The following is a 25,754-nucleotide window of genomic DNA, read 5'->3' on the forward strand; positions in this document are numbered from 1 at the left end:
GCCGCAGCCCGACGCCGCCGCCCCACCGACCCCCGAGGAGTCCCGCCGTGCACGCCATGCAGTACGAGATCACCCTCCCCGCCGACTACGACATGGGCATCATCCGCAAGCGCGTCGCCGACAAGGGCCACCTGCTCGACGCCTACCCGGGCCTCGGCCTCAAGGCGTACCTGGTCAGGGAGCGCGGCCACCTGGGTTCGCCGGTCAACCAGTACGCGCCGTTCTACCTCTGGCGCACCGCCGAGGGCATGAACAGCTTCCTCTGGGGCCCGGGCTTCCGGGGCCTGAGCGCCGACTTCGGCCGCCCCGTCGTCCGTCACTGGCTCGGAGCGGGCCTCGCAAGCGGCGGTACGACCGCCCCGACCACCGCCACCCGAGACACCGTACGGCTGCCGGAAACCGCCGATCCGGCCGAGGCCGTCGAGCGGGCGCTCGCCGAACTCCCCGCGCACCCGGCCCTGCACACCGCCGCCGTGGCCGTCGATCCGAGCCGCTGGGAACTGCTGCGCATCGCCCTCTGGCACGGCCCGGCCCCGGAGGAGGCGACCGGCACCCGCTACCAGGTGCTGCACCTCTCCCGCCCCGAACTCGACCGGCTGCCGGCCGGCCGCCACTGGTGAAAGGACCAGCCACTCCGATGACCTCTGCCCCGATGACCTCAACCCCAACGGCCTCAGTCCCGACGATGTCCGCCCCGCTGTCGCCGACCGGCCTCACCCCCGCCCCGCTCGACCGCGAAGCCGGCTACGCCCTGCTCGCCGACCTCGCCGGCCCGGTCGCCGCGAGCACCCTCGGCGGTCTGGACGCCCTCGCCCCGGGCTTCCCGGACTGGATCGTCACCAGCCTCTTCGGTGGCACCTACCAGCGCCCCGGGCTCGCCCCGCGCGACCGTCAGATCGCCAACCTGGCCGCCCTCACCGCCCTTGGCGGCGTGGAACCCCAGCTCGCCGACCACGTGCGCTGCAGCCTGCGGATCGGCATGACGAAGGAGGAGATCACGGAGGTCATCGTCCACCTCGCCCCGTACGTCGGCGTCCCCAAGGCCCTGGCCGGCCTGCGCGTCGCCACCGCCACCTTCGCCGAAGCCGCCGCGGCCACCGGCGTCCCCGAGGCACAGGCATGAGCCGAATCATCCGTACCGTCCTCGGCGACCTCGACCCCGCCGAGCTGGGCGTCACCGACTCCCACGACCACCTCTTCATCCGCAGCCCGCTGCTCCCCGGACAGGAGCTGGACGACCCCGCCGCCGCCGAAGGCGTGCTGCGCGCCTACGCCGCCGCCGGTGGCAGCACCTTGGTCCAGTGGACCCCGTCCGGCATGGGCCGGGGCGCGGATTGGCTCGCCGCCCTCTCCCACGCGACCGGGGTCCACCTGGTGGCCGCCACCGGCACGCACCAGGCGGTGCACTACCCGCCGGGCACCGACGCGGCCCCCGACGACCTTGCCGAACGCTTCGTCACCGAGCTCACCACCGGCCTGCCGGGCACCTCCCAAGGCCCGGGCGCGACCGAAGGCGAAGGCCCGGGCGCCGTCGTGCCCGTCCGGGCCGGGCTGATCAAGGTCGCGGACGACGCGGGCCGCACCACCCCGCACACCCGCCGGACGATGGCCGCAGCCGCCGAAGCCCACCACGCCACCGGCGCCCCGATCGCCGTCCACCTCGAACCCGACGGCGATCCGCACGAGGTCCTGTTCCGGCTCAGCGGCCGGCACGGAGTCCGGCCGGACCGGATCATCCTCGGGCACCTCACCCGCTTCCCCGACCGTTCGGTGTACCGCAGCCTCGCCGCCGAGGGTGTTCACCTCGCACTGGACAGCCCCTCCCGGAGCGGTCACCCGGCCGACCTCCGGGCCTTCGACGTCATCGCCGACCTGGTCGAGGCGGGCCACGCCTCCCGGGTGCTCCTCGGCGCCGACACCACCACCCGTACCGCCCGGCAGGCCGGTGGCCCGGCCCGCCTGCTCACCGACCTCGCCCCACGGCTCGCCCGCGCCTTCGGCCCCGAGCTGCCCGGACTGCTCCTCACCGCCAACCCGGCGGCGGCCTTCGCCGTCGACTGGCGCACCCCGTGAGCCCGGCAGCAGCCCGGGATCGGGCGACGTCGTGCACCGCGTGATGTCGCTCGTCGTGCTCGCCGACTGGCTGGTCGACCCGCCCGCCCGGCGCATCCGCCCGGTCGTGGTGCTCGGCCGGCGGGCCTTCCCGCTGCTGTTACCCGGCCTACGTGCTGCTGCGCGGTCACGCTGTCGACTGGTACCCGTACCCCGTCCTCGACCCGGGCCGGCACGGCGGCTACCGCCGGGTGGCCGGAGCCTGAGTGATGGCCATCATGGCGCCCCGAACCCTCACGCCCGCCGACTGGCCACTCCGGCGCGACCTCAGAGTTCAGAGTTCAAAGTTCACATAACAGATTTCGAAATCTGTTATCTGAACTCTGAACTCTGACAGCTGAAACCTGTCACCTGTTCCCCGTGACCTCCCAGCGATCACCAGCCTTCTCCCAGCTACCGCTAGGGTTGGTCCTCGCGCCCCGGCGGGGGAACCGGGGTGACCTCCTCGGATGTCCCCAGCGGAGGGGACTGGAGTTCGAGGCGTGGGAGCAAGTAGGACATGGGTCTGACGAGCCACAAGGTGCTGGCGCTGACCGTATTGATCGCCGTCGTGGTGATGGGGGGAACGGTCTGGCTGTGGCCCAGGCTGGCGAGGAAGACCTGGCAGGCGGTGCTCGGCCGGATCGGCGCGCTGCTCGCCACCCAGCTCGCGGTGCTCGCGGCGCTCGGCCTGGTGGCGAACAGCTACTTCGCCTTCTACAGCAGTTGGGACGACCTGCTGGGCACCGGTGACGCCGGCCCGGTGGTGATCCACAACAAGGCGGACGCCTCCGGACGCCTCCTGGTGGAGACGATCGGCCACGCCTCGGTCAAGGGCGGCGGCGCGATGGGCCGTGAGCCCAGTCAGTCGGGCGAGATCCGCAAGGTCCGGATCGACGGCGCGGTCAGCCGGCTCTCCACCGAGGGCTACGTCTACCTGCCCCCGCAGTACTTCCAGCCGGAGTACGCGCAGAAGCAGTTCCCCGCCGTGATCGTCAGCACCGGTTTCCCCGGGATCGCCGAGAACCTGATCACCCGGTTCAACTACCCGGGCGCGGCGCTCAAGCTGCTGCAGGAGGGCCGGATGCAGCCGACCGTCATGGTCCTGGTGCGCCCCTCGCCCGCGCTGCCGCAGGACACCGAGTGCGAGGACATCCCGAACGGCCCGCAGTCCGACACGTACTTCACCAAGGACGTGCCCTCGGCGATCCAGGCCAGCTTCCGGGTCTCGTCCGACCCGCAGGCCTGGGCCTTCATGGGCAACTCGACCGGCGGCTACTGCGCGCTCAAGCTGGCCATGCGCCACCCGGACGTCTTCCCGACCGCCGTCGCCCTCTCCGCCTACTACGACGCCGCCGACGACCCGACCACCGGCGACCTGTTCGGCGGCAGCAGGCAGCGTCGGGACGAGGCCAACCTGGTGTGGCGGCTGAAGAACCTGCCGCAGCCGAACGTGTCGGTGCTGCTGGCCGGCACCAAGAGGGGCGACGGCGACTACCGGCGGGAGACCGAGGCCTTCGTGGACGCGGCGCGGAGCCCGATGAAGGTCTCCTACAGCATGCTCGAAAAGGGCGGCCACAACTTCGAGACCTGGAGCGCGCTGCTGCCGTCCTCGCTGGAGTGGCTGTCCCAGCACCTCAGGGTGCCGAACCCGACCGCCTGATCGTCCTGCTGTCCGGCGGAACGCCCACAGACCACAGACCAAAGACCAAAGACCAAAGACCGAAGACCAAAGACCGAACCCCCGGGGCCACAGCCTCGGGGGTTCGGTCGTCACGCGGTTCAGGCCACCCGCTCCAGCGTCCCCGTGTGCAGCTGCCCGACCCGGCCGCCCTCGCCCTCGAAGGTCCAGAAGGCCCGTACCGTCAGCTTGTTGAGGTCCATCACATGGCTGACGGTGATCCCGCTCTGCTCCGTCCAGCTGACGAAGTAGATCTCCGGCGCGACCTCGGCGACGTGCAGTCGCACGTCCTCCCACTGGCCCGCGGACTCGCCGAGGCCCTCCCAGCGCAGCCGCGTGCCGTCGGCCGAGTAGGTGTTGCGGAAGGCCGCGCCGTTGTCGGCCCGGAAGACGTAGGTGCGGCCGGCGAAGGCGGGCGGGGACGCGGTCATGGTGGGGCGGCTCCTCGTTTCGGGTCTTGGTGGTCTTGAGGGTCTTGTGCACTGCGGAAAATGTCGGAGCTCCAATTTATCCGACGGGGCGCACTCGGTCAGATCTTTGCCACGGCAGGGGCAGCCGCCGTGCCACCCGCCGAGGCGTGCGACCGTCACGCGGGCACCCGGCCGGGATCCGGCCGGGCCGGGTGAAGTGATCAACTCGGCCGCTACCCAGCGTCGTTGATCGACACCGCTGTGAGCTGTACGACAACCGGTCCGGCGGAGTTGTCCGTTCACGGACGGCCTGCCTAGCCTGCAACGGTCGTCCGCCGTCGCGGACCCCGCCGCCGGGACGCCGAGTCCCGTCCACCCGCCGGCGGGCCACCGAGCACCACAGCGGACGGGAGCGGGGAAACCGAGGTAGGCGCCCGGTCCGTGCGCTCGCGCGTACGGGGCGAGGCTAGGGGTGAAGCCGTTCCACCGGCGGCCGGGCAACTGCAGCCCGAACCCGACAGCTAACCTCGCAGGCGTCGCAGAGGTCACCCCATGCCCCAGCCTGCTGCCCGGCGCCGCGCGCCGCGTCACGCCCGCCCCTCCCACCGCGGCCGCAACGCCGCCCTCGCCGCCACCGGGGCGCTCGCCATCGGCGGCGCCGGCCTGCTCGGACTGCCGGCCGTCGCCGGCGCCCAGGCCGCCACCGCGCCGACCGCCACCGCGACCACCCCCGCGCCGACCGTCACCCAGGACCGCCTCGGCCCCGCCACCATGGTCGCGGGCAAGGCCGCCACCGCCTCGCTCGGCCTGCACTCCTCGGCCTGCTTCACCGCGAAGACCGTGGGCGTGGGCGTGCGCGACGCGAGCGGCACCAACCTCGACTTCCCCGGCAACGCCTCCGACGTGCAGATCTGCCCGAGCGGGGTGAACTTCACCAGTGGTGCGCGCACCCTGCCCGCCGGGACGTACTCCCAGTTCGGCTTCTGGCAGGACCTCGGCGGGGTCTGGCACAACCTGCCCGCACAGCAGCTGGTGGTCTCGGCCACCGCCCCGACCCAGACCCCGACCCCGACGGCCACGCCCACCCCGGCGCCCACCAAGACCCCGACCCCGGCGCCGACCCCCACGGCGACCCCCGCCCCGACCCCGAGCGCCACGGCGACCCCTACCACTCCCGCGCCGTCCTCCCCGGTCGCCGGCAAGTCGCTGACCTGGTCCGACGAGTTCAACAGCGCGATCTCCTGGGGCCAGCGCTGGGTCGGCGACAAGACCACCTCGTACAAGTACGGGAACCACAACCCGGACGACAACAAGCTGGACTGGCTGAACAAGAACAACGTCAGCGTCGCCAACGGGGTCGCCACCTTCACCGCCACCCCCGGCGGCCCGACCCTGGAGAACGGCAAGCAGTCCTGGAACACCGGCTTCCTGACCACCGAGGGCTCCAGCGAGGGCTTCCAGGTCAAGACCGGCGACTACGCCGAGACCCGGGTCAAGCTGCCCGCCGGCACCGGCGCGTGGCCGGCCCTGTGGACCTGGAAGAACGGCAACGGGGAGGTCGACTCCTTCGAGTACCACCCCGACAACCCGAACCTGCTGGAGCTGACCAACCACGTCAACCCCGGCAACGCGAAGTACTACACCGACGCGAGCGCCGTCGCGAAGGACCAGTGGGTGACCATCGGCACCTACTACGGCGCCGACTCGGTGGACTGGTACGTCAACGGCGTCAAGGTCTTCTCGGACGGCAAGGGCGTCGGCGCCAACTGGTCGGCCTACCTGATCCTCAACCTCTCGGTGTGCGCGGGGCAGTACCACCCCGCGCCGCAGGGGACCGCCCCGATCACCATGGCCGCCGACTACGTCCGCGTCTACCGGTAACCGACGACGCGGAGCACGTCCCACCGGTCGCCGGGAACCGGCAGCCGCTCACCGGCGCCCGGCGCCCGATGGGACGACGCGTTTCAGGAACTCGTTGCTGCTCTATTCGACCGTGATCTCGAACGGCGTCCGGTTGTTTCCCCGGTGCCGGTCGTCCGGGCTCTGCACCGAGACCTCCCCGAGGAGTCGCTCGCCCGAAGGCAGGGTGGGGGAGAGATTCACCCGGACGAGCGCCGTCGCGCTGCGACCCTCTTTCAGGCCGGGCCCGAAGACACAGCGCACCCGGCGGCCGAGCAGGAGCACCTGGCAGTCCGCGGGGAAGTACGGTCCCGTCGCCGTGACCCCCGGCGGCAGGTCGACGGTGACCGTGAACGGCGAGGCGGTGGTGTCCGGGCCCCCGTTGCCGACGAAGCCGTGGACGACCGTGCTGCCGCCGGGCGGCGCCGGGTCCGGGTCGATCCGGACCACCTGCAGATCGGAGTCGGACGGCGCGGCGACCAGGGCGGGCAGGGTGGACACCTCGGGGGCGCCGGACGTGCCCGGCGTGCCCGGCGCGACGACGTCCACCGCCGGGCGGGGCCCCGGCCGATGCAGCGCCCAGGACGGGCCGGTGGCCAGTGCCGCCACCGCGCAGCCCGCCGCCACGGCCGCGACCAGACCGGCCCCGCCGAACCTCCTGCCCCGGTCCTCGCCCCTCACGCCGCCGTGCTGTTCCGTGCCGTCCCTCGCGACGCCCCGTACATCCTGGTGCTTCATCCCGCACACCCTGCTCTCGTGCTCCGGCGACCCGCGCCGTCGCGGGCCGCGTCCGCACCAGGGTTGCCGAGTGGCTGTCGCGACCGGATCCGCCCCGCCCGCCGTTCGCCCGATCGGAGGACGTTCGGCGTCGGCCGGAGCGTGTCCTGCCGGCGAAGGGAGTTGATGTGACGTCAGGCGCCGGGCACCGGACAGCGGTGGTCAGGGGGCGAGCACCTGCCCCAGCCGGGTGGCGATCTGGTGCATCACCGGTACCAGCGAGGCGGCCCCGGCCTGTTCCTCCAGCGCCCGGACGCGGGCCTCCGGCCCGGAGACCGAGAGCGCGGTGGGCGTCGGCGCGCCCGGGACGGCCAGCGCGATGCAGCGGACGCCGATCTCCTGCTCCTGGTCGTCGACCACGTAGCCGCGCTCGCGCGCCTCGGCGAGCTGGCGCATCAGCTCCCGCGGGTCGGTGACGGTGTACTCGGTGTGCGCCGGCAGCGGGTTGGGGCCGAGGACGGCGCGCGCCTCGTCCTCGGGGAGCTGGGCGAGCAGCGCCTTTCCGACGCCGGTGCAGTGCGGCTGCACCCGCCGGCCGACCTCGGTGAACATCCGCATCGAACGACGCGACTGCACCTGCCCGACGTACACCACCTCGCCGCCCTCCAGCACCGCCAGGTTCGCGGTCTCGCCGGTGGCCTCCATGAGTTCGGCCAGGTAGGGGCGGGCCCAGCTGCCGAGCAGCCGGCCGGCGGTCTCGCCGAGGCGGATCAGCCGGGGGCCGAGGGTGTAGCGGCGGGCGGTGTCCTGACGGACGTAGCCCTGCTGGACGAGGGTGCGAACCAGTCGGTGGATGGTCGGCATCGGGAGGCCGGAGCTGGTGGAGAGCTCGCTGAGGGTGGCCACGCCGCCCGAGTCGGCCAGCGCCTCCAGGAGTTGGAAGGCGCGCTCGACGGACTGCACGCCGCCGCTCGCGCGGTCGGCGCCTGTCGTCGATGCTGTGTCGGGGGTCGCGACCACCGGCGTTCCCTTCACTGTCGGGGAGGAGCGGAATCCGGCGACCTCGTCAACAAGTCGTTGAAATTCTGTATCGCGGAAACTAGTCTCCACTGTACAGAATCGACCGTCTTAGGAGTGTCCTGCTCATGGCTGCAGATCAGGGGACCTCCCCCAGCCTCCGGCTGGGGGCGCCCGCAAGTGCCTCCCCCGCCGTTCCGGTCGTCACCGTCGCCGGTCCGCACGTCGACCGGGCGGAGGAGGTGCTCACTCCGGAGGCGGTCGCCTTCGTCGCGGGCCTCCACCGCGCCTTCGAGGACCGTCGGCAGGAGCTGCTGGCCAGGCGGAAGACCCGCCGCGCCGAGATCGCGGCGGCCGGCACGCTGGACTTCCTCCCCGGGACCGCCGACATCCGGGCCGGTGACTGGAAGGTCGCCGAGGCGCCCCGCGCCCTCCAGGACCGCCGGGTCGAGATCACCGGCCCGACCGACCGCAAGATGGTCGTCAACGCCCTCAACTCCGGGGCGAGGATCTGGCTCGCCGACTTCGAGGACGCCACCTCCCCGACCTGGGAGAACGTGATCAGCGGTCAGGTCAACCTGATCGACGCCTACGAGGGCCGGATCGACTTCACCACGGCGGCCGGCAAGGCCTACGCCCTCAAGCCCGCCGCCGAGCTCGCCACCGTCGTGGTCCGCCCGCGTGGCTGGCACCTGGACGAGAACCACCTGCTGGTCGACGGCGTCCCGGTCGCCGGCGCCTTCCTCGACTTCGGCCTGTACTTCTTCCACAACGCCGCCCGGCTGCTCGCCAGGGGCGCCGAGGACCCCAACTCCGGGCCCTACTTCTACCTGCCGAAGACCGAGAGCCACCTCGAAGCCCGGCTCTGGAACGACGTGTTCACCCACGCCCAGGCCGAACTCGGCATCCCGTACGGCACCATCCGCGCCACCGTCCTCATCGAGACCATCACCGCCGCCTTCGAGATGGACGAGATCCTGTACGAGCTGCGCGACCACGCGGCCGGTCTCAACGCCGGGCGCTGGGACTACCTGTTCTCGATCGTCAAGAACTTCCGCGACGCCGGCGCGCACTACATCCTGCCGGACCGCAACAGCGTGACCATGGCCTCGCCGTTCATGGCCGCCTACACCCGCCTGCTCGTGCAGACCTGCCACAAGCGCGGCGCCCACGCGATCGGCGGCATGGCCGCGTTCATCCCCAGCCGCAAGGACCCCGAGGTCAACGCGGCCGCGCTGGAGAAGGTCAAGGCCGACAAGGACCGTGAGGCCGGCAACGGCTTCGACGGCTCCTGGGTCGCCCACCCGGACCTGGTGCCGGTCGCCCGGGCCTCCTTCGACGCGGTGCTCGGCGAGCGGCCCAACCAGAAGGACGACCCCGGTCCGTCCGAACCGGTCACCGCCGCCCAGTTGCTCGACATCGCCGGCGCCGGCGGCACCTGCACCCGTGCCGGGCTGCGCAACGCCGTCCAGGTCGGCATCCGCTACATCGAGGCGTGGCTGCGCGGACTGGGCGCGGTCGGCATCTTCCACATGATGGAGGACGCCGCCACCGCCGAGATCTCCCGCTCGCAGATCTGGCAGTGGATCCACAACGGGGTCGTGCTCGCCGACACCGGGGAGAAGGCCACCGCCGAGCTGGTCCGCACCCTGCTTGCCGCCGAACTGGCCGAACTGCGCGCCGAATTGGGCGAGGAGGCCTACGGTGCCGGGCGCTGGAGCGAGGCCGCCCGGCTCTTCGAACAGGTCTCCCTGGCCGAGGAGTTCGAGGACTTCCTGACCCTCCCGGCGCTTCCCCTGCTGGGCTGATCCCGATCCGGTCCGCGCACCCGCCGCGGGGTGCGCGGAACCCGGGGGCGCACCGTCCCCGGGCGCCCCCGGGAGTCCGAAGACCCGCCCCAGCGGGTGCGGTCAGACCGGTCGGGACGCCAGCTCCCTGGCGGCGCGGGCGCAGTCGCGCGCGATCCGGTCCTCGTTGACGGTGGTCAGCTGCCCCTGCTCGACGACCGCGTTGCCGTTGACGAACAGCACCGCCAGCGGCGGCAGCGCGCCGAAGGTGAGCGCGGCGACCGGGTCGGCGATGGAGGAGTGCATGACCCCGTCGATCTTCCACAGCGCCAGGTCGGCGAGTTTGCCGGCCTCGATCGAGCCGATCTCGTCCTGCCGGCCGAGCACCCGGGCGCCGCCCATCGTGCCGAGGCGCAGCGCCTGCCGGCCGGTGAGGGCGGTGGGGGAGCCGTGCAGCCGGTTGATCAGCAGGGCGTTGCGCAGCTCGGTGCCGAGCTGGCCGGACTCGTTGGAGGCGGTGCCGTCCACGCCGAGGCCGACCGGGACGCCGGCCCGGAGCATGTCGGGCACCCGGGCGATGCCGGCGGCGAGGCGGGCGTTGGAGGACGGGCAGTGGGCGACGCCGGTGCCGGTCTCGGCGAACTTGGCGATGTCGGAGTCGCTCATGTGGACGCAGTGCGCCATCCAGACGTCCTCGCCGAGCCAGCCGACCGACTCGAAGTAGTCGGTCGGGCCCATGCCGAACAGCTCCTTGCAGAACTGTTCCTCCTCGGCGGTCTCCGAGCCGTGGGTGTGCAGCCGGACGCCCTTGCGGCGGGCGAGTTCGGCGGACTGGCGGAGCAGGTCGGTGGAGACCGAGAAGGGCGAGCAGGGCGCGAGCGCGATGTGCAGCATCGAGCCGAACGAGGAGTCGTGGTACCGGTCGACGGCGGCCTCGGAGGCGGCGAGGATGTCGTCCGGCTCCTCGACGGCGTGGTCCGGCGGGAGGCCGCCGTCCTTCCGGCCGCGGTCCATCGAGCCGCGCAGCGCGGTGAACCGCAGGCCGAGCTCCTGGACGGCCTCGATCGAGGCGCCGAGCACGTCGCCACCGCCCTCGGGGAACACGTAGTGGTGGTCGGAGGCGGTGGTGCAGCCGGACTTGAGCAGCGCGGCGGCGGAGCCCTGGCTGGCGGCGTGGACGAGCTTCGCGTCGATCCGGGCCCAGGTCGGGTAGAGGGCGACCAGCCAGTCGAACAGGATGTGGTCCTGGGCGAGGCCGCGGGTGATCCACTGGTAGAAGTGGTGGTGGGTGTTGACCAGGCCGGGGGTGACCAGGTGGCCCTCGCCGTTGATCCGGCGCACCACGTTGTCCAGCCACGCCGGGGCCGGGCCGTCGCCGACCGCCTCGATCGTGTTGCCGAGGATGACGACGTGGCCGCGGGCGTACTCGGTGTCGTTCGCGTCAACGGTGGCGATCGCGACGTTCTCGATCACGATCCGCTGGTCGGCGGGCGGGGGCTGGACTGCCATGGTGTCACTCCTGTGGGGGAGAGGCGGGAGGGGCGCGCGTCGGGCGGTGTGTGGGGCGGCGGCGGTTCCGGGCGGAGTCCACGGCGCTGGGGGAGGTCAGGCGACCGGGATGACGGGGACGACGCCCTCGCGGTGCACGGTGCCCTCTATCAGGCCGTACATGCGGTCCGCGGCGTAGTAGACCTCGTTCTCGTTCTCGAGGCCGAAGGGCTCCAGGTCGACCAGGAAGTGGTGCTTGTTGGGCAGTTCGAGGCGCACCTCGTCCACCTCGGCGCGGGTGTCGAGGACCCGGGTGCCCATCGCGTGCAGGGTCTGCTGCAGCGAGTAGGAGTAGGTCTCGGCGAACGCCTCCAGCAGGTGGCGCTTCACCTGGGTGTAGGAGCGGTTCCAGTCGGGCTGGGCCTCGCCGTCCGCGCCGCGGTAGCCGTACGTCCAGCGGGCGGTGACCTCGGTGGCGAGGATGCGGTCGTACGCCTCCTGCAGGGTGGTGTACTTGTCCTTGATGTAGCCCCAGAACTCCGAGTCGGTGGAGTTCATCACCACGAGGTCCTTCAGGCCGGAGATGACCCGGACGGTCTCGCCGTCGTAGCAGATCTCGGTGGTGCGGACCTCCTGGCCGTTGCGGACGAAGGAGTGGCCGACCTCCTCCGAGCCGATGACGCGGGCCGGGCTGTCCGGCGTCTTGATCCGCTCCCAGGCGTACTCCTCGATCCGGATCCGGGCGCCGTGCACGACACCGCGCTCGGTGTCGTCGACGAAGTGGCGTGCCAGGATGATCCCGAAGGCCTCGGCCGACTCGATGCCGTACTTCTTGGCGAAGGCGTAGACGGTGTTCTTGGTGGTGTCGGTGGGGAGGCAGTTGGCGTTGGAGCCGGTGCGGTGGACGTCCTCGAACTCACCCCGGAGGGAGACCGAGACGTTGAGGTCCTTGATCTCGTGCCGGGTGGAGTCGCGGGAGATCCGGACGATCCGGTTCTCCGCCTTGCCGTACTGGTTCTGACCGAGCACGTGGACCATGGCGAGGCTCCTAGAGCTTCCAGGTCGGTCTACTGGCTTCCGCGGTAGACCGAGTATCCGAACGGGTTGAGCAGCAGCGGAACGTGGTAGTGGTGCTGTTCGGGTGCGACCGTGAAGACGATCGAGACCTCCGGGAAGAACGGCGGCTCCGGCGACGTGGGCGCGTAGTAGGCGCCGGTGTCGAAGAGCAGCCGGACGACCGAGCCCGCCTCCACGGCCGGCAGGTCCTTGGCCCGGCCGTCGGAGTCCGTGGCGCAGGCGCCGAGCACCTGCCAGCCACCCTCGGTGTGCAGCGCGAGCTCGACCGGGACACCCTCGGCCGGGCGGCCGAGACTGGTGTCGAGCACGTGGGTTGAGATGCCAGTCATGGGTGAAGTGACCTTACTGATGGCAGAGGTGATGATGCGTCGGTTCGCGAGCGACGGGAAGGGCATGCGCTCGTTGCCCGGCGGGATCTGACGATACGTCAGGATGGCTGGGTCAGGAGCCGTCGAGCAGGCGGTTGAGGCGGATGTCGTTGATCTTGCGCAGTTCCTCGCGGACGATCTCCGCCTCGGTGGCGGCGTCATGGGGGTGGCGCTCCCGCAGTGCGGCGAGCATGTCGACCGCGGTGCGGCCGGTCGCGCAGATCAGGAACACGTGGCCGAACTTCGCCTCGTAGGCGGCGTTGGCCTCGCGGAGTTCGTCGAGGACGGCCCGGTCCACGCCCTGGATCCCGGCCTGCTCGCGCCCGGAGGCGGCGTCGCCCGTCCTGGGTGTGCCGATCCGGGCGTGGCCGGCCATCGCGTCGTGCAGGTCCTCGACCGCGAGCGACGTCATGGCCGCCGCGTTGGCGGCGAGCAGGGCTTCGCGGTCGGACCAGGGGCGGGCCTCCGCGACCGCGGCGGCCCACCGGGGGCTGGAGCACACCTCCAGCAGGATCGCCTCCAGCTTCGCGGTGTCGGCCGCGGCCAGGGTGTCAAGGGCGTCGAGGGCGTGGGGGTGGTTGGTCACGGGTGGACCTCCTGAAGAGTGGTGCCACCCGGAAAAGCTAGATCGACCCCACTCGATCGTCAACACTTTGTTGAACGGTTGGTGGTTACGTTTTGAACCGGCCGGCGCTGCCGGGCCCTTTCGTGTGTGATTCGCCAAGTGCGCCCCGCCGCGGGCCGGTCCGGACCGGCCGCACGGGCGGGGTCGCCCGTTCGGAAGCCCCCGAGGGGGCTCCTCGGCGGTGTTGACACCGTCGGGCTCCGGGGGGCGGGCTTCTGGGGGCCGCCTCCTCAGGAGGGCTTCGAGCTGTCCTGGCGGTTCAGGTAGTTGTACACCGTGAAGCGGCTGACGCCCAGGGCCGAGGCGACCGTCTCGACGCCGTGGCGGACGGTGAAGGCGCCGCGCTCCTCCAGCAGGGCGACGACCCGCTGCTTCTCCACCCGGTCCAGCTCGGCCAGCGGGCGGCCGTCGAACTGGCGGGCCATCTCGGCCAGCAGCCGGTCCAGCGCGCTGCCCAGGTGCGGCAGCCGGACGGCCAGGGCCGGCGCGCCCTCCCACTCCAGAACGATGTCCTCGGCCCTCGCCTCGCCCAGTGGGACGGGCGTCGCGCCGACCGCGTCCAGCAGCGGCTTCACCGCCGCGGCGAGCGGGTGTTCCACGTGCTCGGTCACGGTGCGCTGCCCTCCTCCTCCAGGACGCTGATCTGGACCGAGATGCGGGTCGCCCCGGCGTCCAGGGTCTCCCGGAGCAGCGTGGTCACCGCGGCGAGGACCTGCTGGGCCTCACCCTCGGCGCCGGTCCCGAACGGGCCGACCGACACGGCCAGGCCGGCCTCGTCGACGACCTTGCGAGCTGCCGCGGCGTGCTCCGGGAACGTGTCCAATTCGAACGGTTCTGTCGTGAACTCCACCATCAATCGCACGGGATCACTGTATCGAGCGGGGGTCCGGGCGGGCAGGGGTCGGGTGATCGAACAGTCGGGATCCCGGTGGTGGAGGCCCCCGGGCGAGGGGCAGCGGCCGTGTCCTGGCGGCGTGCACCCATCCGGTCGTGCCCGCGCTGTCAGGAGGTCCGACCCGACCGGCGGGCGGGCCGGGGCTCATCCGCCCGCCTGCCGGTCGCTCCAGCCGGTGACGCGTACCCCCTCCCGGGGGCACGTCGGTCGTGCCCGCGCGTCGCCCGGCCCCTCCCCGCCGAGGGAGCCCCTCGTGCCCCGGGAGCGGGACGAGGGGGATACGGCGGGGAGGGGGTCGCACCCCCGGAGCGCCGGGCACATGCTTGACGCACGCCGTAGCGTGCCACCGCCACGCCCGTCCGGAAGCGAGGACCGCACCATGCCCCCCACCCCCCGTCAGGGCCATGTGGTCGTCGCGCCCGACAAGTTCAAGGGCAGCCTGGACGGCGCCGAGGCGGCGGCCCGGATCGCCGCCGGCATCCGGCGCGCCGTGCCCGGCACCGAGGTGCGCGAGCTGCCCGTCGCCGACGGCGGCGAGGGCACCCTGGCCGCCGCGCTCGCGGCCGGCTTCGACCGGGTTCCGGCCAAGGTGGCCGGTCCGACCGGCCTGCTGGTGGACGCCGCGCTCGCCGTCCGGGGGGACACCGCCGTGGTCGAGCTGGCGCAGGCCTCCGGGCTCGCCCGGCTGCCCGGCGGCCGGACCGCCCCGCTCACGGCCGGGTCCTACGGGGTCGGCCAGCTGATCGCCCGGGCCGTCTCGCTCGGGGCCGAACGGATCGTGCTGGGCCTCGGTGGCAGCGCCTGCACGGACGGCGGCGCGGGCATGGTGCAGGCGCTCGGGGCGCACCTGCGCGACGCCGCCGGCGCCGAACTCCCGCCCGGCGGGGCCGCCCTGCGCCGGCTCGCGGCGATCGAGCTCGGGCCGCCGGCCGACGCGCTGGCCGGCATCGAGGTCGTGGTCGCCTGCGACGTGGACAACCCGCTGCTCGGGCCGCGCGGCGCCGCCGCCGTCTACGGCCCGCAGAAGGGCGCGGACGGCGACGACCTGCTGGTTCTGGAGGAAGGGCTGACCCGGTTCGCCGACCTGGTCGCCGAGGCCACCGGGCGGGACGTCCGGGAGGCGCCCGGCGCCGGGGCCGCGGGCGGGGTGGGCTTCGCCGCCCTCGCTGTGCTCGGCGCCACCGTGCGACCGGGCATCGAGCTGCTGCTCGACCTACTGGGCTTCGAGGAGGCCGTGCGCGGGGCACGCCTCGTCGTGACCGGTGAGGGCTGCCTGGACGCGCAGACGCTGCACGGCAAGGCCCCCGCCGGGGTCGCCGCGGCTGCCGCCCGGGCCGGCGTCCCGGTGGCGGCCGTGGCGGGCCGACTGGAGCTCGCCGAGCCGCAGTGGCGGGCGGCCGGCTTCACCGCCGCGATCGCGCTGACCGACCTGGCCGAGCAGCCGGGGGACAGCTTGACCAAGGCCGGCGAGCTGGCCGAGGCCGCCGGGTGGAAACTGGCCGACGAGCTGCTGTCGCGCTGAACCCTCGTGCGTTCGTCCATTGACGTTTTGTTGAAGGCGGGCCTAGGCTCCCGGCAATCCCTCGCCCCGTCCCGCCTTCGACCGTCCCCGGGCCGTCTCCGGGCCGCCCGTGGACCACCTGCGAACGACCCCCGAACCGCCCCCGAACCGCCCTCGAACCGCCCGCGATCCACCCGTGAACCCCTTTCGACCCCGCCGCCAAGCCACGCCCCCCGACTCCCAGGTTCCGGAGGTCTCCCATGCCTTTCAGCCAGCCGACGGTGATCCGGTCCCGACGGGTGGTCCTGCCCGACGGCGAGCGCCCCGCGGACGTGCTGATCCGGGACGGGAAGATCGAGCGGGTCGTCGCGCACGGCTCGCTCACGGTCGGCGACCGCGAACTCGCCGCAGCCGCCGGACCCGCCGCACTCGCCGACCTCGGTGACACCGCCCTGCTGCCCGGCCTCGTCGACACCCACGTGCACGTCAACGAGCCCGGCCGCACCGAGTGGGAGGGCTTCGCCACCGCCACCCGGGCCGCCGCGGCCGGCGGCGTCACCACGATCATCGACATGCCGCTCAACTCGATCCCGCCCACCACCACGGTGGAGGCACTGCTGGCCAAGCGGAAGACCGCCGAGGGGCAGGCCTGGGTCGACCTCGGTTTCTGGGGCGGTGCCGTCCCCGGCAACGTCGCCGAGCTCGAACCCCTGTACCGGGAAGGCGTGTTCGGCTTCAAGAGCTTCCTCGCCCCCTCCGGGGTGGACGAGTTCCCGCACGTCGAGGCCGCCGACCTGGAGGCCGCCCTGGCCGAGCAGGCCCGGATCGGGGCCCCGGCCGTCATCCACGCCGAGGACCCGGCCGTCCTGGACGCCGCCCCCCGGCAACCCGGCGTCCACTACCGGGACTTCCTGGCCTCCCGCCCCGCCGACGCGGAGACCGCGGCCGTCGCCCGGCTGCTCGACACCGCCCGGCGCACCGGCGCCCGGGTCCACATCCTGCACGTCTCCTCCGCCGCCGTCCTGCCGCTGCTGCGTCGGGCCCGCCAGGACGGCGTCCGGGTGACCGCCGAGACCTGTCCGCACTACCTGACCCTCGCGGCCGAGCAGGTGCCCGACGGCGACACCGCCTTCAAGTGCTGCCCGCCGATCCGCGACGAGGCCAACCGCGACGCGCTCTGGCAGGCCCTGGCGGACGGCGAGTTCATCGCCGTCGTCTCCGACCACTCGCCGTCCACCCCCGACCTCAAGCTGCTGCCCGAGTACGGCGGCAGCGGGGACTTCGCGGCCGCCTGGGGCGGCATCGCCTCGCTGCAGCTCGGCCTGCCGGCCGTCTGGACCGAGGCCCGCCGCCGCGGCCACACCCTGTCCGACCTCGTGCGCTGGATGTCCGCCGGACCGGCCGAACTGGTCGGCCTCACCGGCATCAAAGGCGCGATCGCCCCCGGCCACGACGCGGACCTGGTCGCCTTCGACCCGGAGGGCGAGTTCACCGTCCGGGCGAGCGAGCTGCACCACCGCAACCCGGTGACACCGTACGCGGGCCGGGCCCTCACCGGCGCGGTGCGCGGCACCTGGCTGCGCGGCCGCGCGGTGGACACCGCGGCCCGGCCCTTCGGCCGGCAGCTCGCCCGGCCCGCCACCGCCGCCTGAACCAGCACTGCCGCCACCAGCGCCACCACCAGCACTGCCACCACCACCGGCACCGCCGCTGCGACCCGTACCGCTGCCACCACCCGCACCGCCACCCCGTCCGATCGCGCCTGATGGAGAGTCAGTGACCACTGCCGACACCCCGAGTGCTCCCTTCACCGAGCTGGTCGACCTGGCCTCCCGGCTCCTCGGTGCGGGCGTCGTCGCCACCAACGAGGACACCTTCGCGGACGCCGAGAACCTGCTGGTCGCCAAGCCGGCCGAGTTCCGCCCGCACACCTTCGGCCACAAGGGCCAGATCATGGACGGCTGGGAGTCCAAGCGCCGCCGCGGCGTCTCGGCCGAGCAGCCGCACCCCACCGACCGGGACCACGACTGGGTGATCGTCCGGCTCGGCGCCGGGGGCGTGATCCGCGGCGTGATCGTGGACACCGCCCACTTCACCGGCAACTACCCGGAGTCCGGTTCCGTCGAGGCCGCGTCCGTGCCCGGCCACCCCTCGCCCGAGGAACTGCGGGACGCTGCGTGGACCACGCTCGTGCCGCGCACCCCGCTGCGCGGGAACACCGCGCACGAGTTCCCCGTCGAGGACGGCACCCGCTACACCCACGTGCGGCTGAACATCTTCCCGGACGGCGGCGTCGCCCGGCTGCGCGTGCACGGCGAGGTGCTGCCCGACCCGCGCGAGCTGGACGGCCTCACCTTCGACCTGGCCGCCCAGGAGTACGGCGGGGTGGCCGAGGCGGCGTCCGACCGCTACTTCTCCTCCCCGCACAACCTGAACGCGCCCGGCCGCGCCTCCGTCATGGGCGAGGGCTGGGAAACCCGGCGTCGGCGCGACAAGGCCAACGACTGGGTGCGGATCGCCCTGGCCGGGGGCGGCGAGGTGCTGGCCGCCGAGGTGGACACCACCCACTTCGTCGCCAACGCCCCCGGCTGGGCCGACCTGGTCGGCTTCGACGCCTCGACCGGGGCCGACCCGGCCGTCGACGAGTGGTTCGAACTGCTGCCGCGCACCCGGTTGCAGCCCGACACCCGGCACCGCTTCCGGCTCCCCCCGGGCCGCCCGGTGACCCACGTGCGGATCAACGTCTACCCGGACGGCGGGCTCGCCCGGCTCCGGCTCACCGGCCGCCTGACCGGGGCCGGCCGCGCGGCCCTCGCGCTGCGCTGGTTCGACGCCGTCCCGGCCGCCGAGGCCGCCGCGGCCCTCACCGAGGCCGGGCTGACCGCGGACGAGGCCGCCGCGCTGACCGCCGCCCGCCCGCTGGCGAACCCGGCCGCGGCCGGCGCCGCCGTCGCGGCACTCCGGCCGGTCGACGGCCCCGACGGCGAGCACTCCTCCCGCCGCCGCTCGGCCGTCTGGCGCCTGCTCGGCATCTGAGGCCGCACGCCTCTGACGTGACGGACCGTCAATCCGGTTTCCGCGCACCGCTCTCATCGACCGCGGAAGGACCCGCCAGGCCCGAGATGCCGACCGCGGAGCCCGGCGCCGCGGTCGCCGACCGTACCGGCCGGGCCGCGTTCGCCCAGGGCGACCGGAGGTTGCTCCACGGAATGTTCACGGATATTCACGGACGGCAGTCGCCGGAGCCGCCGGGTCGATAGGCTGGTGCGTGCCCGCGGTCGCTCCGTGGGGGGACATCGGAAGGGGACGACATGTCGACACCAGCCCCGGGTCGTCACGCCGCGCTGGACCAGGGCCCCACGGGCCCGTTCACCTCCCTGCAGCACGCCCTCAGACTGCTGGAGGCGGTCGACCGCCACCCCGACGGCGCCACCCTGGTGACCCTCGCGCGGGAGACCTCGCTCGGGCTGCCCACCGTGCGGCGGCTCGCGGAGATCCTGGAGATCGAGGGCTACCTCCAGTGCCAGGACGGCGGTTGGGTGCTCGGCGGCACCTTCGCCCTGCTCGGTCAGCACAACCGCGAGCAGCTGGTCAAGGCCCGTCTCAACCGCAAACTCGCTGAACTCCGGGACGAGTTGGGCGCTGCGGTGTACTTCACCCGCTACCACGAGGGCGAGTTGTCGGTGGAGGCGGTCTCGGCGGCCGACTACGCGCCGGCGGTGCAGGAGTGGGTGGACTTCCGGGCCACCGCGCACGCCAGTGCGATCGGCAAGTGCCTGCTCGGCCAGCTGGACGCGGACGCCCGGCTCGACCACCTCTCCCGGCACCCGGTCGCCCGGCTCACCTCCCGCACGGTCATCGACGCCGACCAGTTGATGCACCGGCTGGAGCGGCAGCCGGCCACCGTGCCGGTGCTGGACATCCAGGAGTACGCGCTGGGCACGGTCTGCGCGGCGGTGCCGATCACGGCGGGCAGCACGGTCGGCTGCCTGGCCACCTCGATGCCGGTGGACAACATCCACAAGCTGAAGGCCGCCGCCGAGCTGCTGGCGGCCCGGGCCGCGCCGCTGATGCTGGCGATGGCGGTCTGACCGTACGGCAGTCCGTCCGCCACGTACGAGCCCCGTCGGGATCCGACGGGGCTCGCGTGTTTCCCGGGACGTTCCGCGGCGCACATCACTTATTAGACTCGATGTCGATAAGGGCCGCCGAACCCCTTGTCCCCGTCGCTACCCGCGAGTACGTTTCCCCTGAGCCGAGCCGCCGCCCCCAGGTCAGGAGCGCCTGCCATGCCCCGTTCCACCCCCGTCCCCGCCCTCGCCGTCCCCGCCGCGCGCGTGCACGACAGCCTCGTCCTGGCACCCCGGGACGTCCGCTTCGACTGGGCCGAGCTGCCGCTGCACTGGGTCCCGGACGAGCCGATGGCCACCCACATCCTCAACGTGCTGCACCTGCTGCTGCCCGAAGGCGAGCGCTGGTTCGTCAAGGTGTTCAAGGAAGCGCTGCCGCTCATCCGGGACGAGCGGCTGCGCGAGGAGGTGCTCGGCTTCATCGGGCAGGAGGCCATCCACGCCGAGGCCCACCAGGAGGTCCTCGACCACCTGCTCGGCCAGGGGCTCGACCCGCGGCCGTACGTCCGGCAGGTCGCCTGGGTCTTCCAACGGGTGCTCGGGGAGCGGCCCGGGCTGTCCCCGGCCAGGCAGCGCGAGGGGCTCATCGAGCGGGTCGCCGCCATCGCGGCGATCGAGCACTACACCGCCTTCCTCGGCAACTGGATCCTCAACTCCCCGGGGCTGGACCGCGCCGAGGCCGACCCGACGATGCTCGACCTGCTGCGCTGGCACGGCGCCGAGGAGGTCGAGCACCGCAGCGTGGCCTTCGACCTGCTGGTCCACCTGGACCCGGGGTACGTGCGCCGGGTCCGCACCATGGCGGTCGCCGGCCCGCTGCTGGTCCACCTCTGGGTGCGCGGGGTGCGGTTCCTGCTGGCCGCGGACCCGACGCTGGACGGGCGGCTGCGCCCGAGCTGGCGCGAGGCCTACCGGATCACCAGGCGCGGCCTGCTGCCCGACCCGGTCAAGTCGATCCGCTCCGGCCTGCGGTACCTCAAGCCCGGCTACCACCCCACCTTGGAGGGGTCCTCCAGCCAGGCCCTCGGCTACCTCGCCACCTCCCCGGCCGCCCGCGCCGCCGCCGCGAGCGGCTGACCGCCGACGGGTTTCAGCTGACAGAAGACGTCATCTGTTATCTGTCAGCTGAAGTCTGAAACCTGAAACCCGTCACCCGTCATCCGCCACTCGCCACCCCCGACGCCAAGGACCGTGGATGGACCTGCTCACCCCGCCCCCCGACCTCTACGGACGCCCCCGCGCGGACCGCTTCCTGCGCCGCCTCACCGCCTTCCAGGACCGTTACGTGCAGGCCCTCGGCGGCCCCCTGCTGCGCCGCAACCCCCGCCGTCCGTCCAGCCGGCCCACCCCGCCGCTGCAACTGGTCGTCACCGCCCGCCGCCGACTGGCCGCCGACGTCGTCGAGTTGCAGCTCGCCGACCCCTCCGGCGGCCCGCTCCCGGCCTGGCAGCCCGGTGCCCACCTGCGCCTCGTCCTGCCCTCCGGCCGCGAGCGCCACTACTCCCTCAGCGGCGACCCGGCCGACCGCGCCGCCTACCGCATCGCCGTCCGGCGGCTGCCCGCGGGCGGCGGCGGGTCCGTCGAGATCCACGACACCCTGCACCCGGGCACCCGCCTCACCGCCCGCCACCCGCGCAACGGCTTCGCCTTCTGCGCCGAGCCCGCCGTCCTCCTGCTGGCCGGCGGCATCGGCATCACCCCGCTGCTCCCGATGGCCCGCGAGGCGCAGCGGCAAGGCCTGGACTGGCGCCTGGTGCACGTCGGCCGCAGCGCCGACACCCTCCCGTACGCGCAGGAGCTGCGCGCCCTCGACCCGCACCGGGTGGTGCTGCGCACCGACGACGAGCACGGCGGCGTCCCCACCGGCGCCGAACTGCTCGCCCACGCCCCGCGCGGTGCGGCGGTCTACTGCTGCGGCCCGGCCCCGATGCTCGCCGCCGTGCAGCGGGCGCTGGACGGCGGCCCGGTCGGGTCCGGCGGGCCGGCCGCGGGCCTGCACTTCGAGCGCTTCGGCGCCGCCCCGGTCACCGACGGCGCCCCCTTCGCCGTCCGCCTCGGCACCGACGGCCCGGCCCTCGACGTCCCCGCCGACCGGTCCGCCCTGGACGTGCTCCGCGAAGCCCGCCCGGACCTCCCGTACTCCTGCCACCAGGGCTTCTGCGGCACCTGCGAGGTCCGCCTGCTGGCCGGCTCGCCCGACCACCGCGACCGCCGCCTCACCCCCGAGCAGCGTGCCGCCGGTGCCCTGCTGCCCTGCGTCTCCCGGGCCGCCGAGGGTGAGACCCTCGTGCTCGACCTCTAGAAGGAGCCCCGCCATGGCGAAAGCGACCCCCGCCTTCCGCTACACCGAGCGCGACCTCGCCCGCTTCCGCGAGACCCAGCAACTCGCCTACGACTGCGCCGAGCAGGTCGCCGGCTGGATCGAACCGGGCGTCACCGAGCGGCAGGCCACCGCCGAGCTGCGCCGCCGCCTGGTCGCCGCCGGGGTGCAGGACTTCTTCCACGTCCCCTTCGCCTGGTTCGGCGACCGTACGGCCTTCCGGCACTTCCACACCCCGCTGCAGTTCTTCGCCGGCAACCGCCGCCTGGAGGAGGGCATGCCGTACGTCCTGGACTGCGCGCCCGTCGTGGACGGCTACACCGCCGACATCGGCTACGGCGGCAAGGTGGGCGAGAACCGGGTCTGGGACCGGCTCGCCGCCGACCTGCGGGTCTACCGCGAGCTGATCCTCGCCGAGGTGCGGGCTCGCAAGCCGCTCGACCAGGTGTACGCGGCGGTGGACGCGCAGCTCGCCGCGCACGGCTACGACAACCGCCACCAGGTCTACCCGGGCCGGGTGATCGGCCACCAGGTCACCCGCACCGTGACCCGCGGTCCGGCCGGGGTGAACGTCCTCGGCTTCGGCGTGCGCACCCTGCAGACCCTCGGCCGCGAGCTCATCTCCGAGCGTCTGCACGGCCGTTCGCCGCTCTGGGCGGACGGCCGGTCGTCCCGGCACGCGCCGACCCCGGGGCTGTGGGCGGTCGAGCCGCACATCGGCTTCCGCGGTGTGGGCATCAAATTCGAGGAACTGCTGGTGGTCACCGAGGACGACGCCTACTGGCTCGACGACGACCTGCCCCACGTCCGCCGCTGGACCGAGACCGCCGAGACCGCCGAGACCGCCGGGACCGCAGCCACCGCGACCGAGCCGACCGCCGAGCCGACCACCCTGGAGGCCACCCGATGACGACCCCGATGACGACCCCGACCCGCCGCCGGACCGTCCACTCCGGCGGCCTGCCGCTCGCCGTCTTCGAGCAGGGCGACCCGGCCGCCCCCACCGTCCTCCTGGTCCACGGCTACCCCGACACCCACGCCGTCTGGGACGACATCGCCGCCGACCTCGCCCGCGACCACCACGTGGTCCGCTACGACGTGCGCGGCGCCGGCGAGTCCGGCGCTCCCGGGGACCGCGACGGCTACCGCCTGGAGCGGCTGGCCGAGGACCTGTTCGCCGTCGCCGACGCGGTCAGCCCGGACCGCCCGGTCCACCTGGTCGCCCACGACTGGGGCTCGATCCAGTCCTGGGAGGCCGTCACCGCGCCCGGCGCCGAGCGCCGGATCGCCTCGTACACCACGATGTCCGGTCCCAGCCTCGACCACCTGGGGTACTGGCTGCGCCACCGGCTGCGCCGCCCCACCCCGCGCCACCTGAAGCAGCTGCTCCACCAGGGCCTGCACTCCTGGTACATCACCGCCTTCCACCTGCCCTACCTCGCCCCCGGCGTCTGGCGCCTCGGCCTCGCCCGGGCCTGGCCGCGGGTGCTGCGCGACCTGGAGCACGTCTCCCCGCGCGCCGACCACCCGCAGCCCAGCCTGCGCCGCGACGCCGTCCGCGGCATCGAGCTGTACCGGGCCAACTTCCGCCCCACCATGGGCAGTCCGCGCGAGCGGCGGACCGAGGTGCCGGTCCAGCTGATCACCCTCACCCGGGACCGCTACGTCGGCACCTACCTCTCCGACGGCCTGGAGCGCTGGGTGCCGGATCTGACCCGCAGGACGCTGCACGCCGGCCACTGGTCGGCGCTGCTGGAGAGGGGAGCCACCGTGGCCGGCCTGGTCCGCGAGTTCACCGCCCGCAACGAGCCCGGGCGCGCCGCCGGGGCGGCGCAGGACCGGCCCGCCCTGGACGACGGCCGGCTGGTGGTGGTCACCGGCGGCGGCAGCGGCATCGGACGGGCCACCGTGCTCGCCTTCGCCGAGGAGGGCGCCCGGGTCGTGGTCTGCGACCTGGACCTCGCGGCCGCCGAGCGGACGGCCGAACTCGCCTCGCTGATCGGCCCGTCGGCGCACGCCTACCGGGTGGACGTCTCGGACGGCGCCGCGGTGGACGCCTTCGCGCAGACCGTCGCCGCCGAGCACGGGGTGCCCGACGTGGTGGTCAACAACGCGGGCATCGGCCACTCCGGGACCTTCCTGCAGACCACCGAGAAGGAGTGGCAGCGCGTCCTGGACGTCAACCTCTGGGGCGTGATCCACGGCTGCCGCGCCTTCGGCACCCTGATGGCCGACCGCGGCCAGGGCGGCCACATCGTCAACGTCTCCTCGGCCGCCGCCTACCTGCCCTCCAAGGCGCTCACCGCCTACGCCACGAGCAAGGCCGCGGTGTTCATGCTCTCCGACTGCCTGCGCGCCGAGTTCGTCGGCCACGGCATCGGCGTCTCCACCATCTGCCCGGGCATCGTCAACACCAACATCACCCGCACCTCCACCTTCTCCGCCACCACCGCCGACGAACAGGCCGCCAAGCGGGCCCGCGCCGCCAAGCTCTACGCCCGCCGCGGCTTCCCCCCGGAGAAGGTCGCTGCCGCGATCCTCGGCGCCGTCCGCACCGGCAAGCCCGTCGTCCCGGTCACCCCCGAGGCCAAGGCCGCCCGCTTCCTCTCCCGCCTCAGCCCCGGCCTGCTCCGCCTCGCCGCCCGCCTCAACGTCACTTGATCGGGTGGATGTCACCGGAACGGACCAGCGAGGCCTTCGTTATCAAGCAGGGTTGAATGTGATACCGCAGGCCCGCTCCGGGAGGTCGTCCATGGCCCGTACCGTGATAAACGTCAACGACGACTGCTGGCCGAGGCTGCCGAGATCCTCGGTACGACGACGAAGGTCGCGACCGTGAACGGGGCTCTGGAAGAGCTCGTGAAGCGCCGCAAGCGCGAGGCCTTCATGGCTTGGCTCGCCGAGGGCGGTCTGCCCGACCTCACCGGGCCGGTGGAAAGGGGTGAGTGAGCGCTACCTGATCGATGAGTCGGCCTCTGCCCGGTATCCACTACGACGGCGACTACGACATGATCGCCGCCGTCACCGGTCAGCCGACGGAGTGGGTCGTGCCGCCCGGTGCCGCGGACTGACACCGCCCGAGGCGCGGTCCGGGTGCTGTGAGAGCATCGAGGTCCATGGAGATGACAACCGCTCTGTCGTCCTTCGCCCTCGTCGTGGGGCTGCTCACCCTGACGCCCGGGCTCGACACCGCACTGATCCTGCGGACGTCCGCCCTCGGACGGCGGCGTCAGGCCTGGGGGGTCGTGCTCGGGATCCAGACCGGCACGCTGATCTGGGGGACGCTGACCTCCGCGGGGGTGACGGCGCTGCTGACCGCCTCGCAGGTGGCGTACGAGGTCCTGCGCTGGGCGGGCGCCGCCTACCTGGTGTGGATGGGCATCGGGATGCTGCGCAACCGGGGTGCCCAGGCGGAGGCCGAGGACGAGCCGGCGGAGGGCGGGTTCCGGCACGGCTGGCGGCGGGGCACGCTGACCAACCTGCTGAACCCCAAGGTCGGGGTCTTCTACGTGGCCGTGCTGCCGCAGTTCATCCCGGCCGGTGTGCCGCACTTCGCCGCCGGCGTGGCGCTGACCTGCGTCCACGTCGTGGAGGGCCTGCTCTGGTCGACGGTCCTGGTGGGCTTCGCCCGGGTGGTGCGCGGCTGGCTGCGCCGACCGGCCGCGCGCAGGCTGATGGACCGGGTGACCGGCGCGGTCGTGGTGGGCTTCGGCGTGAAGCTGGCGATCGGCGACTGATCAGGTGGCCT

General features: G+C 73.2%; 23 protein-coding genes, 3 pseudogenes and 1 riboswitch. Of the genes and pseudogenes, 17 read left to right on the plus strand and 9 right to left on the minus strand.

The window, feature by feature from the left end:
- Nucleotides 1-47: 47 nt before the first annotated feature.
- The 4 genes from AB0Q99_RS06115 (at nt 48) to AB0Q99_RS06130 (ending at nt 3,754) form a co-directional block, all read left to right on the plus strand.
- Nucleotides 48-620 carry a DUF4865 family protein gene (locus AB0Q99_RS06115; RefSeq protein WP_363568927.1) on the plus strand — a complete coding sequence of 191 codons (573 nt, stop codon included), beginning with the start codon at nt 48-50 and terminating at the stop codon, nt 618-620.
- Nucleotides 621-685: 65 nt separating this feature from the next.
- Nucleotides 686-1,123: a carboxymuconolactone decarboxylase family protein gene (locus AB0Q99_RS06120; protein ID WP_363568929.1), complete on the plus strand. Its 438-nt coding sequence runs from the start codon at nt 686-688 to the stop codon at nt 1,121-1,123.
- Complete coding sequence (locus AB0Q99_RS06125; protein ID WP_363568931.1) at nt 1,120-2,073, plus strand: phosphotriesterase; 954 nt, start codon at nt 1,120-1,122, stop codon at nt 2,071-2,073. The genes AB0Q99_RS06120 and AB0Q99_RS06125 overlap by 4 nt, the downstream gene beginning before the upstream one ends.
- 538 nt (nt 2,074-2,611) lie before the next feature.
- A complete protein-coding gene (locus tag AB0Q99_RS06130; protein ID WP_363568933.1) occupies nt 2,612-3,754 on the plus strand; it encodes an alpha/beta hydrolase-fold protein in 1,143 nt (380 codons plus the stop codon).
- A 119-nt stretch (nt 3,755-3,873) separates the two neighbouring features.
- On the opposite strand, the gene AB0Q99_RS06135 is transcribed toward AB0Q99_RS06130, so the two are convergent.
- Nucleotides 3,874-4,203: a phenolic acid decarboxylase gene (locus tag AB0Q99_RS06135; RefSeq protein WP_360250264.1), complete on the minus strand. Its 330-nt coding sequence runs from the start codon at nt 4,201-4,203 to the stop codon at nt 3,874-3,876.
- A gap of 400 nt (nt 4,204-4,603) precedes the next feature.
- Nucleotides 4,604-4,733, plus strand: a riboswitch (cyclic di-AMP (ydaO/yuaA leader).
- 1 nt (nt 4,734) lies between these two features.
- Here AB0Q99_RS06135 and AB0Q99_RS06140 point away from each other — a divergent pair.
- The gene (locus AB0Q99_RS06140) at nt 4,735-6,063 is read left to right on the plus strand and encodes a glycoside hydrolase family 16 protein (RefSeq protein ID WP_363568935.1); all 1,329 of its coding nucleotides are present in this window, start codon (nt 4,735-4,737) and stop codon (nt 6,061-6,063) included.
- 102 nt (nt 6,064-6,165) lie between these two features.
- Here the strand turns inward: AB0Q99_RS06140 and AB0Q99_RS06145 are convergent, their stop codons facing one another.
- Together AB0Q99_RS06145 and AB0Q99_RS06150 are read right to left on the minus strand one after the other, a co-directional pair.
- Nucleotides 6,166-6,819, minus strand: coding sequence for a hypothetical protein (locus AB0Q99_RS06145; protein ID WP_363568937.1), 654 nt, complete (start codon nt 6,817-6,819; stop codon nt 6,166-6,168).
- Nucleotides 6,820-7,020: 201 nt separating this feature from the next.
- Nucleotides 7,021-7,818 carry an IclR family transcriptional regulator gene (locus AB0Q99_RS06150; protein ID WP_363568939.1) on the minus strand — a complete coding sequence of 266 codons (798 nt, stop codon included), beginning with the start codon at nt 7,816-7,818 and terminating at the stop codon, nt 7,021-7,023.
- Nucleotides 7,819-7,943: 125 nt separating this feature from the next.
- Here AB0Q99_RS06150 and aceB point away from each other — a divergent pair, with 125 nt between their 5' ends.
- On the plus strand, nt 7,944-9,623 hold the full coding sequence (aceB, locus tag AB0Q99_RS06155; protein WP_363568941.1) for a malate synthase A: 1,680 nt from the start codon (nt 7,944-7,946) through the stop codon (nt 9,621-9,623).
- Nucleotides 9,624-9,725: 102 nt separating this feature from the next.
- Here the strand turns inward: aceB and AB0Q99_RS06160 are convergent, their stop codons facing one another.
- The 6 genes from AB0Q99_RS06160 to AB0Q99_RS06185 all read right to left on the minus strand — a co-directional run bounded on the left by AB0Q99_RS06160 (nt 9,726) and on the right by AB0Q99_RS06185 (nt 14,022).
- Nucleotides 9,726-11,111, minus strand: coding sequence for an 8-oxoguanine deaminase (locus AB0Q99_RS06160; RefSeq protein ID WP_363568943.1), 1,386 nt, complete (start codon nt 11,109-11,111; stop codon nt 9,726-9,728).
- A 96-nt stretch (nt 11,112-11,207) separates the two neighbouring features.
- Nucleotides 11,208-12,128, minus strand: coding sequence for a factor-independent urate hydroxylase (gene pucL / locus AB0Q99_RS06165; protein WP_363568945.1), 921 nt, complete (start codon nt 12,126-12,128; stop codon nt 11,208-11,210).
- Between the two features lie 29 nt (nt 12,129-12,157).
- Nucleotides 12,158-12,496, minus strand: a complete 339-nt coding sequence (uraH, locus tag AB0Q99_RS06170; RefSeq protein WP_363568947.1) for a hydroxyisourate hydrolase — start codon at nt 12,494-12,496, stop codon at nt 12,158-12,160.
- A gap of 112 nt (nt 12,497-12,608) precedes the next feature.
- Complete coding sequence (uraD, locus tag AB0Q99_RS06175; protein ID WP_363568948.1) at nt 12,609-13,121, minus strand: 2-oxo-4-hydroxy-4-carboxy-5-ureidoimidazoline decarboxylase; 513 nt, start codon at nt 13,119-13,121, stop codon at nt 12,609-12,611.
- A 269-nt stretch (nt 13,122-13,390) separates the two neighbouring features.
- On the minus strand, nt 13,391-13,771 hold the full coding sequence (locus AB0Q99_RS06180; RefSeq protein WP_363568950.1) for a helix-turn-helix domain-containing protein: 381 nt from the start codon (nt 13,769-13,771) through the stop codon (nt 13,391-13,393).
- A complete protein-coding gene (locus AB0Q99_RS06185) occupies nt 13,768-14,022 on the minus strand; it encodes a thiamine-binding protein (protein ID WP_363568952.1) in 255 nt (84 codons plus the stop codon). The genes AB0Q99_RS06180 and AB0Q99_RS06185 overlap by 4 nt, the downstream gene beginning before the upstream one ends.
- 412 nt (nt 14,023-14,434) lie before the next feature.
- Between AB0Q99_RS06185 and AB0Q99_RS06190 the strand changes: the two genes are divergently transcribed.
- From AB0Q99_RS06190 to AB0Q99_RS06240, 11 genes and pseudogenes are all read left to right on the plus strand, one after another.
- The gene (locus AB0Q99_RS06190) at nt 14,435-15,577 is read left to right on the plus strand and encodes a glycerate kinase (protein ID WP_363568954.1); all 1,143 of its coding nucleotides are present in this window, start codon (nt 14,435-14,437) and stop codon (nt 15,575-15,577) included.
- 239 nt (nt 15,578-15,816) lie between these two features.
- Nucleotides 15,817-17,208: an allantoinase AllB gene (allB, locus tag AB0Q99_RS06195; RefSeq protein WP_363568956.1), complete on the plus strand. Its 1,392-nt coding sequence runs from the start codon at nt 15,817-15,819 to the stop codon at nt 17,206-17,208.
- A gap of 103 nt (nt 17,209-17,311) precedes the next feature.
- Nucleotides 17,312-18,358, plus strand: a pseudogene (gene alc / locus AB0Q99_RS06200) (allantoicase); the annotation flags it as partial.
- A 509-nt stretch (nt 18,359-18,867) separates the two neighbouring features.
- Nucleotides 18,868-19,647, plus strand: a complete 780-nt coding sequence (locus AB0Q99_RS06205; RefSeq protein WP_363568958.1) for an IclR family transcriptional regulator C-terminal domain-containing protein — start codon at nt 18,868-18,870, stop codon at nt 19,645-19,647.
- A gap of 198 nt (nt 19,648-19,845) precedes the next feature.
- Nucleotides 19,846-20,763 carry a metal-dependent hydrolase gene (locus tag AB0Q99_RS06210; protein ID WP_363568960.1) on the plus strand — a complete coding sequence of 306 codons (918 nt, stop codon included), beginning with the start codon at nt 19,846-19,848 and terminating at the stop codon, nt 20,761-20,763.
- A gap of 118 nt (nt 20,764-20,881) precedes the next feature.
- Nucleotides 20,882-21,988, plus strand: coding sequence for a PDR/VanB family oxidoreductase (locus AB0Q99_RS06215; RefSeq protein WP_363568962.1), 1,107 nt, complete (start codon nt 20,882-20,884; stop codon nt 21,986-21,988).
- Nucleotides 21,989-22,001: 13 nt separating this feature from the next.
- Nucleotides 22,002-22,916: a M24 family metallopeptidase gene (locus AB0Q99_RS06220; protein WP_363568963.1), complete on the plus strand. Its 915-nt coding sequence runs from the start codon at nt 22,002-22,004 to the stop codon at nt 22,914-22,916.
- Nucleotides 22,913-24,667 (plus strand): SDR family oxidoreductase, encoded by a 1,755-nt coding sequence (locus tag AB0Q99_RS06225; protein ID WP_363568965.1) that lies wholly within the window; start codon nt 22,913-22,915, stop codon nt 24,665-24,667. Before AB0Q99_RS06220 ends, AB0Q99_RS06225 begins: the two co-directional genes overlap by 4 nt.
- A gap of 91 nt (nt 24,668-24,758) precedes the next feature.
- Nucleotides 24,759-24,955 (plus strand): annotated as a pseudogene (locus AB0Q99_RS06230) (type II toxin-antitoxin system VapB family antitoxin).
- A 35-nt stretch (nt 24,956-24,990) separates the two neighbouring features.
- A pseudogene (locus tag AB0Q99_RS06235) lies at nt 24,991-25,077 on the plus strand (VapC toxin family PIN domain ribonuclease); the annotation flags it as partial.
- Nucleotides 25,078-25,128: 51 nt separating this feature from the next.
- Nucleotides 25,129-25,743, plus strand: coding sequence for a LysE family translocator (locus AB0Q99_RS06240; protein ID WP_363568966.1), 615 nt, complete (start codon nt 25,129-25,131; stop codon nt 25,741-25,743).
- Nucleotides 25,744-25,754: the final 11 nt, after the last annotated feature.

Source organism: Kitasatospora sp. NPDC086791 (assembly GCF_040685975.1).
Classification (GTDB): Bacteria; Actinomycetota; Actinomycetes; order Streptomycetales; family Streptomycetaceae; genus Kitasatospora.